Genomic DNA, 16,176 nt, shown 5'->3' with positions numbered 1-16,176 from the left:
CCCTCCCGGCTCCGAGGCCCCGCGCCGCCGCGCCCGTACGGGGCCCGGCCCCGCCTGGCGCAGCCGGCCGTCAGCTCAGATGCACCGGCAGCGAGTCCATCCCGAAGACCGCCGAGTACTTGCGGAAGGAGAGTTCCTCCTCCGGTACGGCCAGCCTCAGGCCCGGGAACCGGCGCAGCAGCGCCGGATAGGCGGCGCGGAGTTCCATGCGGGCCAGCTCGGCGCCGATGCAGCGGTGGATGCCGTGGCCGAAGGCCAGGTGCGAGGAGGCGGCGGGGCGGCTGGGGTCGAAGGTGTCCATGTGGGAGCCGAGGGAGGAGTCCCGGTCGGCGCCGCTCAGCGAGCACAGTACGACGTCCCCGGCGGATATCTGTTCCCCCGCGATCTCCATGTCCTCGCGCGCGAAGCGCGGGAACGCCACCTGAACCACCGTCAGGTACCGCAGCAGCTCCTCCACGAAGGGATCGACGGCCGCGTCGTCGTCGCGGAGAGCGACCAGGTGCTCCGGGTTCTGGAGGAAGACGAGCGTGCCGAGGGCGAGCATGCTGGCGGTGGTCTCCAGGCCGCCCGTCAGCACGCCGTCGGCGAGGCCCGCGAGCTCCTCGTCGTCGATGTCGTCGCCGTGCTCCTTGACCAGCATGCCGAGCAGCCCGTCGCCGGGGTTCTCGCGCTGCTTCTTGACGATGTCGCGCAGGTAGGAGAGCGACTCGGATATCGCGCCGAGCGAGGCGTCGGCCCCCGCGAAGAGGTCGAAGCGGGTGGTGCCGAGCCGCTGGAACTCCTCGCGGTCCTCGTACGGGACGCCGAGCAGTTCGCAGATGACCAGCGAGGGGATCGGCATCGCGAACGCCTGGACGAGGTCGACCGGGTCGCCGTCCTTCCCCAGCGCCTCCATCTCGTCGAGCCGCTCCTCGACGAGGTCGTGGATGCGCGGGGTGAGCCTGCTGAGCCGCCGCATGGTGAATTCGGGGGTCAGCAGGCGGCGCAGCCGGGAGTGGACGGGCGGGTCGCTGAAGCCGAGGCCGCCGGGGTTGTGGTTCTCGGTGACGCCGGCGTTGCCGACGAGGTTGGAGAAGTCGTTGCTGAAGCCATTGGTCTGGCCGAGCACGGTGCGCGCCTCGTCGTACCCCGTGACCAGCCACACATTCATGCTGAGCGGCACGGAGAGCTTCGCGATCGGGGACTTTTCCCGCATAGCGCCCAGCTCGGGCACCGGGTCCATGCCGGTACGGCGCAGCGGCATCAGCGTGGACTCGGGGAGGAGCCCCGCCTTGGACAGATCAAAACCACCCTTGCGGACATTTGCCAGAAACCGACGCGTCAGCCAGGAGCTGACACGCGTACGAATGTTCATCATGCGCGCAATACTGCCCGGTCCCGCCCCCTTCGCGCCCCGGCGGACAGGCTCATCGCCAGGAGGGCGAGGGCCGCGAGTGCGCCACCGCACCACAGCACGGCGGTCAGCGAGAAGGCGTCGAGCACCCGGCCGCCGACGAGCGCCCCCAGCGCGATGGCCGCGTTGAAGACGGCGACGAAGAGGGACGACGCCGATTCGCGGGCCTGCGGGGCGAGGGCCAGCAGCCAGGTCTGGGCGGTGACGGAGACCCCGCCGTAGCCCAGGCCCCAGGCCACGACGAGGGCGATCGCCCCCGGCACCGTACGGCCGATCACGGGCGCGAGCAGTATCGACGCGGCCAGCAGTCCGGTGAGGGCCAGCAGCGTCCGGCGCGGGTCGCGGGTGGCCGTGGCGCCGGCCAGGAAGTTGCTGGCCACGCCGGCGAGCCCGTATCCGAGGAGGAGCGCGCTGATGAGGGTCGGGGTGATGCCGGAGACGTCTTCGAGCACCGGCCGGATGTAGGTGTAGGCCGCGAAGTGGCCGGTGACGAGGGAGAGCGTGACGACGAGGGTGCCGCGTACGCGCGTGTCGCGGAGCAGCGCGGGCACGTCGTCCAGGCGCGCGGGCCGGGTCACCGGGAGCCGGGGCATGGTCAGCCACAGCGCGGCCAGCACCAGCGCGGACAGGGCGGCCATGGCGGTGAATCCGGCGCGCCAGTCGGCGATCTCGCCGAGCTGGGTGCCGGCCGGGACGCCGAGCACGGAGGCGACGGCGATGCCGCTGAACGCGAGCGAGGTGGCGGTGCCCGCGTTCCGCTCCGGCACCAGCCGTACGACCAGGCTGGCCACGATCGACCAGACGCCGCCGATGCTGACGCCGACCAGGACGCGGGCGGCGAGCAGCACCGCGAAGTTCGGGGCGAGGGCGGAGACGGCGTTGGCGACGAGCAGCAGCGCGATGAGCGCGCACAGCAGCAGCCGCCGCTCCACGCGGGCGCAGCCGAGGGTGACGGCGGGGGCCGAGACGGCGGCCACGATGCCGGGCACGGTCACGACCAGGCCGGCTACTCCGTCCGTGACGTGCATCGACGTGCCGATGGGGGTGAGCAGGCCGATGGGCAGCATCTCGCTCGTGACGTCCGCGAAGGTGGCGACCGCGACGGCGTAGACCGCGAGCCAGCCGCGGCGGGTGGCCGTGGCCGGGGCGGCGGGGAGTTCTTCGGTGGTGCGTGACATGTCCCAAGCCTTTTCCCGAGCGGCGGCGGGAACAACAGTGAAGGGCTCATCCTTGGATGAGGTGGGCTAATCGATGGGACCGACAGGACCGACAGGACTGATGGGCCTGACGGGCTTGACGGGGCCGATGGGTCTGACGGGACCGATGGGGCGGTAGCGCGTGAGCGGGCTGGAGATGCGGGAGCTGGAGTGCTTTCTCGCGCTGAGCGAAGAGCTGCACTTCGGGCGCGCGGCGGAGCGGCTGTACGTGTCCCAGGGCCGGGTCAGCCAGCTCCTGCGCTCGCTGGAGGCCCGCATCGGGGCGCGGCTGCTGGACCGCACCAGCCGCCGGGTCGCGCTGACCCCGCTCGGCGCCCGCTTCCTGGCGGAGCTGCGCCCGGCGTACGACACGCTGCGCGGCGCCGTCGAGAGTGCCCGCGCCGCGGCGCGCGGCCTGACCGGCGTCATGCGCGTCGGCTTCCAGGGCAATGTGGACGAGCAGGTCACCGGGGCCGTACGGGCGTTCCGCGCGCTGCACCCCGACTGCGAGGTGGAGATCGTGGAGGTGGCCCTGGGCGACCCGTTCGGGGCGGTGCGGCGCGGCGAGGTGGACGCGGCGATCGTGCTGATGCCGGTGGCGGAGCCGGATCTGGTCGTCGGCGCGGTGTTCCCCCCGGAGTCGCAGACGCTGGCCGTGTCCGTACGCCACCCGTTCGCGCGCCGGGCGTCGATCGGCGCGGAGGAGCTGGCGGGCGGCCCGCTGCTCGGGATCGCGGGCCCCGCGCCCGCGTACTGGCTGGAGTTCATGGCGCCCCCGGCCACCCCCGGCGGCCTCCCGATCCCGCGCGGCCCCCTGGTCCGTACGAATCAGGAGGCGCTGCTCGCGGTCGCGGCGGAGCGCGGCGCGATGGTGTTCTGCGCGCCGACGGCGGCGTACTACGGGCGGCGGGACATCGTCTTCGTGCCGGTCACGGGGCTGCCGCCGTCGACGCTGTGCGTGGTGTGGCCGCGCCAGGCGGAGACGGAGCGGGTACGGGCGTTCAACCGGGCGGTGGCGACGGGCGTGGCACGGGGTGTGGCACGGGGTGACGCCCTCTCAGCCCCGCCGCCCGCGAGGGAACATGCGGGCTGATTAACAACATCCATAAGGGACATAAGTCGCATAACTTGCTAGGTTGCAGCCCATGAGCGCAACGCCGGCAGACGCTCCCCCTCCCCTGCTCCGGCTCCCCAAACGCCGGGGCACCGAGCTGGTCCTCCTCGTCGGGGCCGTGCTGGTCTCGGTCTACGGCTACATCGCCGTGGGACTGGCCGCCGAGGACACGGTCCCCAAGGACGCCGCGAGCTACGGCGCGGGCCTCGGCGTCCTCGCCCTCCTCGCGCATCTCGTGGTCCGGCTGCGCACCCCGTACGCCGATCCGCTGCTGCTGCCCATCGCCGTCCTGCTCAACGGCATCGGCCTGGTCCTCATCTACCGGCTCGACCTCCAGACCCCGAAGAACCAGGCCGCGCCCACCCAGCTCATCTGGTCCACGCTGGGCGTCGCCCTGTTCATCGCGGTCGTCCTCTTCCTCCGCGACCACCGGCTGCTCCAGCGCTACGCCTATCTCTTCGTCGTCGCCGCGCTCGTCCTGATGGTCGTGCCGATCGGCTTCCCGGCCATCAACGGCGCCAAGATCTGGATCCGGATAGGCCCGTTCTCCATCCAGCCCGGCGAGTTCGCCAAGATCCTGCTCGCGGTCTTCTTCGCCGCCTATCTTTCGGCCAACCGGCACGCCCTCGCCTACACCGGCCGCAAGATCCGCCGCCTCCAGCTGCCCACCGGCCGGGTGCTCGGCCCCGTCGTCGCGATTTGGCTGGCCAGCGTCGGCGTGCTCGTACTGGAACGGGACCTCGGCACCTCGCTGCTCTTCTTCGGCCTCTTCGTCGTGATGCTGTACGTGGCCACCGGCCGCACCGGCTGGATCGCCGTCGGCCTGCTGCTGTGCGCGGTCGGCGCGGTGGCCGTCGGCTCCCTGGAGCCGCATGTGCACAGCCGCGTGGAGGACTGGCTGCACCCCTTCGCCTCCATCGACGCGGGCAAGGGCGCCTCCCAGCTCGCCCAGTCCCTCTTCGCCTTCGCCGCGGGCGGCATCCTCGGCACGGGCCTGGGCCTGGGCCACTCGTATCTGATCGGCTTCGCGATGAAGTCGGACTTCATCCTGGCCACCGTCGGCGAGGAGTTGGGGCTGACGGGCCTGACCGTCGTGTTCCTGCTGTACGCGTTCCTGGTGGCCCGCGGCTACCGCGCCGGGCTGGCGCTGCGCGACCCCTTCGGCCGGCTGCTCGCCATCGGCCTGGCCTCCATCCTCGCGCTCCAGGTCTTCGTGATCGCGGGCGGCGTGATGGACCTGATCCCGCTGACCGGGATGGCGATGCCGTTCCTCGCGCAAGGCGGCTCGTCGGTCGTCACCAACTGGATCATCATCGCGCTGCTGATGAAGATCAGCGACAGCGCGCGCAGACCGCACCCGACGACGACGGCGACGGGCGTGATCGCACCGGCCGCCGCACCGGGCTCGGGCCCCCCGCGCGAACTGAACGACCTGGACAGCCTGGACGACCCGTACGGTCCGGAGGAGGACGACAGGTGATCCGCTACATCCGGCGCGCAGCGGCCTTCTGCCTGCTCCTGCTGGTGGCGCTGCTCCTGAACGCCGGCCGTATCCAGGTCTTCAAGGCCGACGACTACGACAAGAACCAGGCCAACCGCCGCCCGACCATCGCCCGTTACAGCCAGCAGCGCGGCGACATCCTCATCGGCGGGAAGCCGGTGACCGGCTCCAAGGACAGCGGCCAGCAGCTCCGGTACGAACGCACCTACCGGCAGGGCCCGTTGTACGCGCCGGTGACCGGCTACGCCTCGCAGACGTACGGCACCTCGCTTCTGGAGAACGCCGAGGACGACGTGCTCTCCGGCACCGACTCGCGCCTCGCGCCGCTGCCGTTCTGGAACGAGATCACGCGCGGGCAACAGCCCGGCGGCAACGTGCACACCACGATCAACTCGGCAGCGCAGCAAGCCGCGTTCGACGGACTGGGCGGCAAGCGAGGCGCGGTCGCGGCCATCGAGCCGGGCACGGGCAAGGTGCTCGCGCTGGCCTCCACCCCCTCGTACGACCCGAACGGGCTCTCCGGCACCGGCTCGGCGGCGGTCCGCGACTGGACGCGGCTCAACAAGGCCGACGCCCAACCGATGCTGAACCGGGCGCTCAAGCAGCTCTACCCGCCCGGCTCCACCTTCAAGGTCGTCACCGCCGCCGCGGCCCTGGAGCACGGCACGGTGGACGACCCGGACGCGAAGACGGACACCCCGAGCCCGTACACCCTGCCCGGTACCGCCACCAAGCTGACGAACGAGGCGGAGGGCTGCGAGAACGCGACGCTGACCCGTGCCTTCGAGGTCTCCTGCAACACCGTCTTCGCCCACCTCGGCGTGGACGTCGGGCTCGACGGCATGGTGGAGACGGCCCGCGGCTTCGGCTTCAACGACGGCGGGCTGCGCATCCCGTCGGCCGTGGTGCGGAGCAATTTCGACAGCGAGATGAACGACTCGCAGGTCGCGCTCTCCGCCATCGGCCAGTACGACACCGCGGCGACCCCGCTCCAGATGGCGATGGTCTCGGCGGCGGTCGCCTCCGGCGGCGAGGTCAAGAAGCCGTACCTGGTGGACAAGATCACCACGAACGACGGCGACACCATCTCCACCACCAGTCCGGGGACCCTGCACCGCGCGATGAGCCCCGGCACCGCCGACACCCTCCAGAAACTCATGGTCGACGTCGTCACCAAGGGCACCGGCACCAACGCCGCGATCGACGGCGTCACCGTCGGCGGCAAGACCGGCACCGCGCAGCACGGCGTGGACAACAAGGGCACCCCGTACGCCTGGTTCATCTCCTGGGCCAAGGCCGAGGGGGACGAGCCGGCGGTGGCCGTGGCGGTGGTGGTCGAGGACGCGGCCGCGAACCGCGCCGACATCAGCGGGGGCGGGAGCGCGGCGCCGATCGCGAAGTCGGTGATGGAGGCGGTGCTGAAGCGGTGAGGCTTTCCGGTGCGGGGCCGGGGTCCACGGATCGGACGGGCCCGCGAAAAGGTGCAGGGTGCAGCTAGCCTCCGGTGGCACGGCAGTATAGGCGCGAGAAGTGCCAGAGGCACCAGAGGTGCCAGAGGTGCCAGAGGTGCCAGAAGTGCCAGAAGTGCCAGAAGTGCGAGACGTGCGAGGAGGCAGTGCGATGAGTGCGCCGGGTACGAGCAGTGATCAGAGCGTCGAGGCAGGGCAGCCCGGCCGGGTGGTGGCGGCCTTGGACGGCGTCGGCGTCCGGCGCTTCGCCACGGGCCAGATCATCCTCGACGAGATCGACTGGACCGTACGGTCCGGGGAGCACTGGGCGCTCCTCGGCGCGAACGGCGCCGGGAAGACCACGATCCTCAAGCTCATCGGCGCCACCATGCACCCCACCACGGGTTCCGTGGAGGTCCTCGGCCACCGGCTCGGCCGCGTGGACATGCGCGAGCTGCGGGCCCTGATCGGCCTGGTCTCCTCCGCACAGAAGGTCCCGCTGGACGCGACCGGGCACACGGTGGTGCTGACGGGCGCGACCGGGACCGTGCAGCCGCTGTGGGGGAAGTACGACGACGCGGTGCGCGAGCGCGCCCACGAACTGCTGGCCGAGCTGGACTGCAAGGAGCTGGCCGACCGCCCGTACGGCGTCTGCTCCGGCGGCCAGCGCGCCCGCGTCCTCATCGCCCGCGCGCTGATGGCCGACCCCGCGCTGCTCCTCCTGGACGAGCCGTTCAACGCGCTCGACCTGCCCTCCCGCGAAGACCTCATCGACACCATGCACCGCCTGGCCGCGAGCCGCCCCGGACTGGCGACGGTCACCGTCACCCACCACCTGGAGGAGCTTTCCCCGAGCATCGGCCACGCGCTGCTGCTCCGCGAGGGGCGGGTGCAGGCGCGGGGCCCGGTGGAGGAGGTGCTGACGGCGGAGCGGATGACGGGCTGCTTCGGCCGGTCGATCGAGGTGACGCGGCATGAGGGCCGCTGGCTGGCGAGGTCGGGGGCAGCGGTGCGCTAGCTGGTCGCTACAGCTCGCGGCGCATACAGATCCGGGGCCACCGGTCGAGCCCGAGCTCGGCCTCGTGGCGCCGGATCTCGCGCAGACCGGGCGTCAGCTCGTCGTCGGCGAGGACCCGGAAGCCGCACCGCTCGTAGTACGGCGCGTTCCAGGGGACCTCGGTGAAGGTGGTCAGGGTCAGCGCGTGCAGCCCGCGCCCGACCGCCCACTGGGCGAGGTGTTCGATCAGGGCGCGCCCGACGCCGCGGCGGGCGAGGTCCGGATGGACCGTCACCTGCTCGATGTGGGCGGCGCCGTCGACGATGTCGGCGAGGAGATAGGCGCGGGGCCGCTGCTCGCCGTCGAGCGCGTCGAGCGCCACCCAGGCCCGCCCGTCCTGCTGATACCGGGCGAGGTCGGCGAGGGAGGGCGGCGCGTCGTCGGCGATCTCGGGCATGCCGATGTCGTGGAAGGCGAGCCCGCCGGCCCGTTCGATGTCCTGGAGAACGGGCAGGTCATCGGCGGCACAGGGCCGGATACGGAAGGTCTCCATTGGTAGTTGGAGGCGCGGTGCCCTTGGGCCCGGTTCCTCCGTCCCCTTTCAATCCGTGCGTGCGGTTTTCCCGCACGCGGCTTACCGATGATCTTCTTGACAGGGTTACGTAGCCTTCGGATAGCGGATCGTGCCACGGAGGCGGTGCAGGCCGTGCCCGTTGAACCACTCTTGCGTCCACACCTCGGTCTGGCCCGCCCGTAGGTTGCGGCCCCGTTTCCTCACCATGAGTCCACGAAGACGCCACACCACATAGGTGTCGACCTGGATGAACTTCCTGGCGGCGTTCCCGGTTCGGAAGTAGTTGCCCCAGCCGCGCAGGATCGGATTCAACTCCGCGATCACGTCGCGGATATCCGTTCCCGTCCGACGGCGGTCGGTCCGTTCGTGAACCTTGTCCCGGAGTCGCTTCATCGCCGCTTGCGAGGGCCATCGATGCAGGTAGAAGCGCACCTTGCGGTACTTCTCCCACATCTTGCCCGAGAAGCGGGCTCTGAAGTGGCAGCCGAGGAAGTCGAGTCCTTCCCGGCCCTCTCTGAGGTCAACCACCTTCGTCTTGTCCGGGTGCAGCTCCAGCCCCAGCTCGCCGAGAACCTCCCCGACCACCTCCAGGGCCTTCCTGGCATTGCTCACCGACCGGCACAGGACGACCCCATCGTCCGCGTACCGGACCAGTTCGCCGACACCGCGCTCAGCGAACTCGGTGTCCAGGACGTGCAGGTAGATGTTGGCCAGCAAGGGTGAGATCACCCCGCCCTGCGGAGTCCCAGCGACCGTCCGCCGGACTTCCCCGTCCACCATCACACCGGCCTGGAGCCACAGCCGCAGCAGCTTGAGCACCCTTCGGTCCGACACCCGTCGACCCACTTCCGCAAGCAGCCGACCATGGTCGATCTCGCCGAAGAAGTTGCGGATGTCGAACTCCACGACCACGCAACGGCCCTCGATGAAGCCCGTCCGTAGACGCTCCATCGCCTGCAACGCCGATCGCTTGGGCCGATATCCGTACGAGGACGGCAGGAAATCCGCCTCGAACACCGGCTCCAGGACGATCTTCGCCGCCTGCTGGGCCACTCTGTCACGCACCGTGGGGATACCCAGCGGCCGCTTGCCACCCTGTGGTTTCGGGATGACCACACGCCTGGCCGGCGCGGGACGATACGTACCTGCTTGAAGAGCCTGCTGGAGTTCGCCGAGCATCCGGCCAACCCCGTACTGGTTCTCCACGAACTCCAGGGTGACTCGATCCACCCCAGCGCTCCCTCTGTTGGCGCGGACCCGTTCCCATGCCTCCCACAGGACGTCACCCCGGTGGATACGGTCGTACAGGGCATGGAAACGCCGCTCCGACGACTGCTTGGCCGCAGTCCATAGCGCGCGTTGAAGTCTTCGCACTTTCAGGACGGACGCACGCCCGTCCACTACGACAGGGGAATCCCCGCCGGGGTAGTTGACCGGTCTCTCTCCGGCCATGCCCTCGCGCTTACCTCCGCCACGAACGTGATCAAAGTGGGGGCCCTTCCCTCCCGGCGCGTTGTGTTGCACGCCGATCAGCGGTACTACGGCCCCCTCGGACTCCCGCTGCCCTCCGGACGACTTCACCATCGGCTTATACGTCCGGTCTCTTGCCCGACGAAAGGCGTGGTCAGACGGGTCTCTCCTGTTCCGGCCCAGACTGTGCACACGTGCCGCCCTCCGTACCCCGGGAGAACCCCGAGGGCTGACCCCGGAACAGGGCCCCCGGGACGTGGCCTTCGCCCTGACATGAGGGGCTCGGCTTCTCCGCTTTTAATCTGACGAGGCTGCAAGGTTCGCTTGATGCTACGGCCCACGTGCTTGCTTCCTCCGAAGAGGCTTTTGACATCCCGCTCAGCCCGCCGCGTCTCCACGTCGAACCGGGACCTGCTACCGGGCACTCCGGTGCCTACCCGGACGGGACTTCCACCCGCGAGCCTGGACCAGCTTTCAGGACGCAACATGATCAGATGTTAGTCAACAGCTCTTAGTAAACCTGGGGGAAACTGAACCCGTAGCCCTGTTCCTTGAGCCAGGGCAGCAGCTCGCCGAGCGCGGCCACGGTCTCGCTGCGCTCGCCGCCGCCGTCGTGGAAGAGGATGGTGGGCCCGTTCGACAGCTCTTGTTTGACGGTGCTGATGATGCCCTGCACGCCGGGGTGCTCGAAGTCCTTGGTGTCGATGTTCCAGCCGAGGGGCCGCATGCCGTGCGCTGCCGCGATCTTGCGGCTGTCGGGGGTGAAGGCTCCGCCGGGCGCCCGGTAGTACTGCACCTTCGCGCCGCCCGCCGCGCCCTCGATCATCTGCTGGGCGTCGAGGATCTGCTGCTTCTGGTAGTCGACGGACCGGTGGTCCATGGCTGTGTTGTGGTCGATGGTGTGGTCACAGAGCCGGTGCCCGGCGGCCACGACCTTCTTGACGAGCTCGGGGTGCTCCTTGGCCTGCGGCCCGATCATGCAGAACGTGGCCTTCACGCCGTTCTGCTTGAGCAGTTCGAGGACCTTGGGCGTCCATATGGGGTCGGGTCCGTCGTCGATCGTGATGTTGACGGCCTTGCCGCCGCTCTCCGTGGCGTGCACGATGTCGAGCGGTATCTTCTTCTGCGGCGTCGGCTTCGCGGCCGGGTCCTCCTGCCGCACCTGCTGCTGTCCCTTGTCACCCCCGGAGCTGTGCTCGACCACAGCCACCGTCCCGGTGATACCCGCGGTCGCCACCACGGCCGCGGCAACAGCCATCGCAACGCGCCGCCGACCGGCGGTCAGTCGTGCCATGAGAACGTCCCACTCCCTCTGTGCGTCTCAGTTCGGCAGGACTGAACGCGGTACGGCTCCCCTTTACTTCTCCCCAAGATGCCCTGGGCGGTGATATTGGTTCCAATGATTCGCGTGTGTGACGAGTCACCCGGCGGGGGTTGCCTGCCAGGTCATATTGCCCCCATGACAAAGGGGCGGGGCCGAAAGCTTTCGCCCTCGACCCCGCCCCTGCCGAACCCTCCGGCTCCGGCCGCCCTCCGTCACCCCGACCCGCTGCCGAACTCCCCTGCCTTCAGCTGCCGGACCAGTCCCCGCAGCCCGGCCGCGGGCACGGAGACGACGGCACCGGGCCGGTCGCTCTCCCTGAGACGGACTGCCCCGCCGGGGGCGGCGGCGACCTCGACGCACTCGCCGTTCCCTCCGCCGCTGAATGAGGACTTCTGCCAGGTCAGATCGGACATCGGACTCCCTATTACAGTTCGTACATGACGTGTTGGATCAGGCTGAGCGAGTCCCGGCCGTCATGAGACTCGGGCGGAGCCTCGGGATCGACCGGGGCAAGCGCCAGGGAAGCGAGCCGTTCAAACATCTTGCCGTATTCGTCGTTGGCCTCGCTGTCCCCCAGGAATACGGTCTTCAGCGGGTGTTCCAGATAGACGGTGTCCAGCTCGGGGGTTCCGCCCCCGAAGAGCACGAAGGGACGGCTGAACGCGGCGTAGGCGCCGCGTTCGAAAGGGAAGATCCCCTCGGGTGACCCCGGTCCGCGGTGCCGCCCACCGCCCGCCCGACTCGGCCCCCCGTGGGCCCGCAGCGGGGGCGGCGACCGAGTTGGGGGCGGGTTCGCTGTCTGCCGGTGGGGCCGGGGCTGGGTGCTGCCGCGTGGGGCGGCACTGCGCCCGGCCGGGTGCGGGTTTCGTCTCGCACCCACCCACACCGAATACCGCCCCACCCAGCAACACCCCTCCCACCGCCGGAGGCGATTGTCAGCGGGGGCGTTTGGAGTAGGCGATGACGTACGCGATGGCCAGGGCCAGGCCCAGTACGCCGATTCCTGCGAGCGCCAGGATGTGCAGAACCCCGGCGCCGTCGGAAATGGCGTTGATGCTGCCCGCGATTCCGCCGACCGCTCCGAGCACGCCCAGAACCAAGGTCCGGTTGTTGCCGGCCAGGGCCCGCGTGGTGGGGCGGCGGTCGGGGTGCGGGCCTTGGCGGGGTACGCCTCGTTGTCCCATGGGGGTGTGCCTTACTTCCAGTGGACTCGGCCCGGGTCCTTGGGGGCCATGATCTTGGCGTCGGGGCCTTCGGAGGCGTGTTGGGCCGGGGTGTAGTAGAAGTCCAGGCCGGTGGCGACGATGCCGGCGGGGACGCCGAAGACCTTGCCGCCGAACGAGCCCGCCTTGTTCATGAGGGTCGGTTTGCGGTGTCGGCCGCCGCCGCCGGACATCTCCATCAACGAGGCTTCCATGCCCGCCGCGTACGCCGGTGTGCCGTCGATGAAGTACGACTTGGCGCTGGCCCAGTCGCCCTTCTGCACGCTGTCCGCGCTGTTGAGCCATGCGCGGTAGCTGAGGAATTCCGCGACCGGCTTGATGGTGGTATTTCCGAACTTGCCGTCCGCCGCATGGTCGATCTTCGACTGGATCTCTTTGTCGGACATCTCCTTGAGCGAGATCTTCTTGTCGCTCTGCTGCCCGCGCTCCTTCCGCATGCTCCGCGCCTCGGCCAAACTGACCGGCACCGTCGGCAGAAACCCGATGTCGTAACTGTGCTTCATGTCCCGCAGCGCCCACCGCAGCGTGGAGTCCGTCTTGTCGGCGTCCTCAAGAGCCTGCTGGGTACGGTTCTTATACGCCTCGATGGTGGGCTGGTAAGCCTTCTTGAGCTCGGCGAGCTCGTCCGGTTTCACCTTGCCCGCGTCCACGTAGACAGAACCGTCGCTCGACTTGACCGAGAGGTGCTCGTGGCCCGCCAGCTCCTCCGTGATGTCGGTCAGCCCTTTCTTCGCCGCGCGGAACGACTTGAGGCAGTTGCCGAAGAACTTATGGACGCTGCCGGCCTCGTTCTCCGCGTTGTCGAGCTGGTACCCGAGCCCCCGGATGGTGGTGAACGCGGCCTGTGCCGTGTCCCCTTCCCAGTCCGACCGCTCCAGCCCCTTCGCCACCTGCGTGTCGAAGGTCCTCGCGGCGCTGTGCACGCGCTTGGGCAGGTGCGACCACGCTTCGACGGCCGAGGCGAGCTTCTCCAGGTTGACGGACTTCAGGTCCGTATAACTCACTGACATGCCGCCCCCTCAGATGACGTCGCCGGGCTTGTACGTGTACTTCTTCTCGAAACTTCGCTTACGTTCGTGGTCCTCGGTCTCGAAGGAATCCGCGGCCGAACGCAGCGCCCCGCCCAGCCCCTCCTTGCCGATCTGCCCGGCCACGTACTTCGCACCCTTTTCCCACGAGTCGATGAAATCCGAGAAAGCGCCGTCGCAGGAGAATCCCTTAAGGGACCCGGGTATCTCCCCCGTCTTCGTCAGCACATCTTTGTGTGCGTCCTTGAATTCCTTCGACGCTTCGTTCTCCGCCTTGTCCGCACGGCCGCGCAACAGGGATGGCGTCACATGCAGCTTTCCCTTTCCGCCACCGCCACCAGCACCGGCGCCGTCAAGCCGCGTCCCCACGGCCTGCTCAGCCTGCGCATCGGCTTTGAGCTGCGCCCATTCATCGTCAAAAGACATCATTCCCCCGTTCAGATCACGCTGCGCAAGCAGCCGTTCACCGTCGACGAACCCGGCGGACGACCGCGCCTGTACGGTAACCCGGAGTTCCGTTCGTACGCACCTGCCGCCAAGCCCCGGGAAATGCGAATAGACAAGGCGCCGGAACCGCCGAGTATTCGGCGGCGCTCGCCACGGTGACCCCGCGGTGGACCGCAGGTTACGCAATGACCAATTCCCGTGACGGTCTTGCCAGTTGAGATCCGCGTGGCACATGGTTCGATCTCAAGCCGGTGCCGGGCACGGTGTCGGCGTCCGTTCAGGTGAAAGGTTGTCCGCCACCGTGCAGTCCCCCACCGTGCTCTCCTCCGCCCCGCACTCCCCCGACCCGCGCCCCCGCCCCCCGCGGCTCTCACGCCGCAGCCGGCGGCTCCTCGGCTGCGGCATCGCCCTCGCGCTCACCGCCGGGTCCGCCGCCCTGACGCTGCCCGCCTCCGCCGCTGCCGCGCCCGGCAAGCCGAGCATCAAGCTGTCCACCGGCTATCTCTCCGGCGCGGTCGGCGCCACGGGCGACCCCACCGTCACCGTCACCGTCGCCCAGAGCGGCGGCGGCAGTGACCCGCTCAAGGTCAGCGCCACCGACAGTTCCCGCGACTCGGTCGCCAAGGCCGGGGACGTACAGATCACCGGCAGCGGCGGCAGCCGACAGGTGGCCGTCAAGGCGCGCGGCGAGGGGTACGCCGACCTCACGCTGAAGGTGGAGGGAGCGGGTGGGAAGAGCGCCACCACGACCCTGCACTACGCCGCCTCCGGCGCGGTGCACGACAACGCCGCCACCACCCGGTACCTCACCGGAGCCAGCGACTCCTCCGCCGCGGTGGACGTCGGCGGCGGGTACATGGTCGTCGCGGACGACGAGAACAACACCCTGCGGATGTACCGCCGCGACGCCTCCGGCGGGCCGGTCAAGACCTGGGACTTCAGCTCGAAGCTCGGCGTCGACTCGGAGATCGACATCGAGGCCGCGACCCGCGTCGGCGACACGGTCTACTGGACCGGGTCCATGGGCAACAGCAAGAAGGGCAAGCCGAAGCCGGACCGCTCCACGCTGTTCACCACCACCGTCACCGGCTCCGGCGCGGACACCGAGCTGAAGCTCGGCGGCTCGTACCACGGGCTGCGCGACGACCTCGTCAAGTGGGACCAGGACCACGGGGACCGCTTCGGATTCGCCGACGGCACCGCCGACGGCCAGGCCCCCAAGCAGATCGACGGCTTCAACGTGGAGGGGCTGGAGTTCGCGCCCGGCAGCTCCAGCACCGCCTACGTCGGCTTCCGCGCCCCGCTGGTGCCGCCGAAGAAGGGCGGCAAGGCCCTCCTCGTACCGGTCACCAACATGGACAAGCTCGCCAAGGCCGGCAAGAAGGGCGCGAAGGCCGTGCATGCCACCTTCGGCGAGCCCGTCACCCTCGACCTCGGCGGCCTCAGCGTCCGCGACATCCGCCGCAACGCCGCCGGCCAGTACCTGATCGTGGCCGGCTCCTGGGCCGCCGAGGACAACAGCGAGCCGTACGCGCTCTACGCCTGGGACGGCGTCGCCGGGCACAAGCCCGTCAAGCGGCTCGACCTGCCGACCTCCGACCCCGGCGGCTGGGAGGCCGTGGTCGACATCCCCGACCTCTCCGCGCCCGACGCCAAGGTGCAGGTGATCACGGACGCCGGCTCCGCCGACCTGTACGGCGACGGCACCGAGGCCAAGGAGCTGCCGCACGACGAGTGGAAGAAGTCACGGGCCGTCTGGTTCACGCTCGGCTCCTGACACCCGCACCCCTGCTCGTACGCGCCACCGGGGCGCGGACCGCGCGGACGCCCTCACGGCGCCTTGACGCGGACCTCGTCCCGGACCGCCGCCGCCCGCTTCGCCAGCGCCTCCACATCCGGCGCGCCGCCCTCCGCCGCCCCGCTCGTCTCCAGGACGGTGGCCACGGTGCTGTGGTCGCTCCACGCGCATACGGGCATGGTCCCGGACGCGCCCGCGCGGTTGAGGCTGATCACCTGGCAGCGCACCGGCTCGTCCGCGCCGGGCGGGGTGACGGTCCGGGCGGGCGTGGTGACCTTGGTCCCGTCCGCCTCGCCGACCCCCTTGAGCATGCTCTCCACGGCCACGTCCGGATCGGCGATGTCCCCGTACATGCCCGAGAAGACGAGTGTGGTCGGCGTCTTGCCGGACGCGGACATGTACTGGCCCCCGGCGTTGCGCATGTTGCGCTCGTTGGGGCCCGAGTTGTTGCCGCCCAGCTTGTCGTCGAGCGAACCGGTCAGATCCTTGGCCAGGGTGTACTCGCCGCCCGCCAGGGACTTGGGGACGGTCAGCCGGTACTCGGCGGAAGCCGGGGCCTGTGCCGACGGCGATTCGGAGGACGAAGACGAGGGGGAAGAGGACGAAGACGAGGACGACGAGCGGCCACCGGACATCAAGGGGGTCGGCGAGGCGGACGGGACC

The 16,176-nt window shown here is 69.8% G+C and carries 17 protein-coding genes; 6 read left to right on the top strand and 11 right to left on the bottom strand.

All coding sequences use genetic code 11. The features are described 5' to 3' along the window. Window positions 1-70: 70 nt before the first annotated feature. Window positions 71-1,357, bottom strand: a complete 1,287-nt coding sequence (locus ACFU99_RS10290; protein WP_384388637.1) for a cytochrome P450 — start codon at window positions 1,355-1,357, stop codon at window positions 71-73. Next, window positions 1,354-2,571: an MFS transporter gene (locus ACFU99_RS10285; protein ID WP_384388634.1), complete on the bottom strand. Its 1,218-nt coding sequence runs from the start codon at window positions 2,569-2,571 to the stop codon at window positions 1,354-1,356. Before ACFU99_RS10285 ends, ACFU99_RS10290 begins: the two co-directional genes overlap by 4 nt. 160 nt (window positions 2,572-2,731) lie before the next feature. On the opposite strand from ACFU99_RS10285, the gene ACFU99_RS10280 reads away from it, so the two are divergent. The 4 genes from ACFU99_RS10280 (at window position 2,732) to ACFU99_RS10265 (ending at window position 7,670) form a co-directional block, all read left to right on the top strand. Then, window positions 2,732-3,682, top strand: a complete 951-nt coding sequence (locus ACFU99_RS10280) for a LysR family transcriptional regulator (RefSeq protein ID WP_384388631.1) — start codon at window positions 2,732-2,734, stop codon at window positions 3,680-3,682. A 52-nt stretch (window positions 3,683-3,734) separates the two neighbouring features. Continuing rightward, on the top strand, window positions 3,735-5,183 hold the full coding sequence (locus ACFU99_RS10275; protein WP_384388629.1) for an FtsW/RodA/SpoVE family cell cycle protein: 1,449 nt from the start codon (window positions 3,735-3,737) through the stop codon (window positions 5,181-5,183). Beyond that, the gene (locus tag ACFU99_RS10270) at window positions 5,180-6,634 is read left to right on the top strand and encodes a peptidoglycan D,D-transpeptidase FtsI family protein (RefSeq protein ID WP_384388626.1); all 1,455 of its coding nucleotides are present in this window, start codon (window positions 5,180-5,182) and stop codon (window positions 6,632-6,634) included. The genes ACFU99_RS10275 and ACFU99_RS10270 overlap by 4 nt, the downstream gene beginning before the upstream one ends. A gap of 190 nt (window positions 6,635-6,824) precedes the next feature. Further along, a complete protein-coding gene (locus ACFU99_RS10265) occupies window positions 6,825-7,670 on the top strand; it encodes an ABC transporter ATP-binding protein (RefSeq protein WP_384388623.1) in 846 nt (281 codons plus the stop codon). Between the two features lie 7 nt (window positions 7,671-7,677). Here the strand turns inward: ACFU99_RS10265 and ACFU99_RS10260 are convergent, their stop codons facing one another. The 8 genes from ACFU99_RS10260 to ACFU99_RS10225 form a co-directional block, all read right to left on the bottom strand. Further along, on the bottom strand, window positions 7,678-8,202 hold the full coding sequence (locus ACFU99_RS10260) for a GNAT family N-acetyltransferase (RefSeq protein ID WP_384388620.1): 525 nt from the start codon (window positions 8,200-8,202) through the stop codon (window positions 7,678-7,680). Window positions 8,203-8,307: 105 nt separating this feature from the next. Further along, window positions 8,308-9,675 (bottom strand): group II intron reverse transcriptase/maturase, encoded by a 1,368-nt coding sequence (gene ltrA / locus ACFU99_RS10255; RefSeq protein ID WP_384388617.1) that lies wholly within the window; start codon window positions 9,673-9,675, stop codon window positions 8,308-8,310. A gap of 529 nt (window positions 9,676-10,204) precedes the next feature. Next, a complete protein-coding gene (locus ACFU99_RS10250; protein WP_384388614.1) occupies window positions 10,205-10,987 on the bottom strand; it encodes a polysaccharide deacetylase family protein in 783 nt (260 codons plus the stop codon). Between the two features lie 242 nt (window positions 10,988-11,229). Beyond that, the gene (locus tag ACFU99_RS10245) at window positions 11,230-11,430 is read right to left on the bottom strand and encodes a DUF397 domain-containing protein (RefSeq protein ID WP_384388611.1); all 201 of its coding nucleotides are present in this window, start codon (window positions 11,428-11,430) and stop codon (window positions 11,230-11,232) included. An 11-nt stretch (window positions 11,431-11,441) separates the two neighbouring features. Further along, on the bottom strand, window positions 11,442-11,897 hold the full coding sequence (locus tag ACFU99_RS10240; protein WP_384388608.1) for a Scr1 family TA system antitoxin-like transcriptional regulator: 456 nt from the start codon (window positions 11,895-11,897) through the stop codon (window positions 11,442-11,444). Window positions 11,898-11,952: 55 nt separating this feature from the next. Beyond that, window positions 11,953-12,201 carry a hypothetical protein gene (locus ACFU99_RS10235; RefSeq protein ID WP_384388605.1) on the bottom strand — a complete coding sequence of 83 codons (249 nt, stop codon included), beginning with the start codon at window positions 12,199-12,201 and terminating at the stop codon, window positions 11,953-11,955. An 11-nt stretch (window positions 12,202-12,212) separates the two neighbouring features. After that, on the bottom strand, window positions 12,213-13,250 hold the full coding sequence (locus ACFU99_RS10230) for a hypothetical protein (protein WP_384388602.1): 1,038 nt from the start codon (window positions 13,248-13,250) through the stop codon (window positions 12,213-12,215). Window positions 13,251-13,259: 9 nt separating this feature from the next. After that, the gene (locus ACFU99_RS10225; protein WP_384388599.1) at window positions 13,260-13,577 is read right to left on the bottom strand and encodes a hypothetical protein; all 318 of its coding nucleotides are present in this window, start codon (window positions 13,575-13,577) and stop codon (window positions 13,260-13,262) included. Here ACFU99_RS10225 and ACFU99_RS10220 point away from each other — a divergent pair, their 5' ends adjacent. Beyond that, window positions 13,578-13,874 carry a hypothetical protein gene (locus ACFU99_RS10220; RefSeq protein WP_384388596.1) on the top strand — a complete coding sequence of 99 codons (297 nt, stop codon included), beginning with the start codon at window positions 13,578-13,580 and terminating at the stop codon, window positions 13,872-13,874. A gap of 244 nt (window positions 13,875-14,118) precedes the next feature. Further along, window positions 14,119-15,492, top strand: a complete 1,374-nt coding sequence (locus ACFU99_RS10215; protein ID WP_384388640.1) for a hypothetical protein — start codon at window positions 14,119-14,121, stop codon at window positions 15,490-15,492. Window positions 15,493-15,545: 53 nt separating this feature from the next. Here the strand turns inward: ACFU99_RS10215 and ACFU99_RS10210 are convergent. Next, the coding region (locus tag ACFU99_RS10210; RefSeq protein ID WP_384388593.1) for a hypothetical protein at window positions 15,546-16,176 on the bottom strand (631 nt) is incomplete at its 5' end.

This window comes from Streptomyces sp. NPDC057654 (assembly GCF_042800135.1).
Classification (GTDB): domain Bacteria; phylum Actinomycetota; class Actinomycetes; order Streptomycetales; family Streptomycetaceae; genus Streptomyces.
The sequence above is the reverse complement of the archived record's forward strand: the minus strand, read 5'-3'. Positions and strand labels throughout refer to the sequence as shown.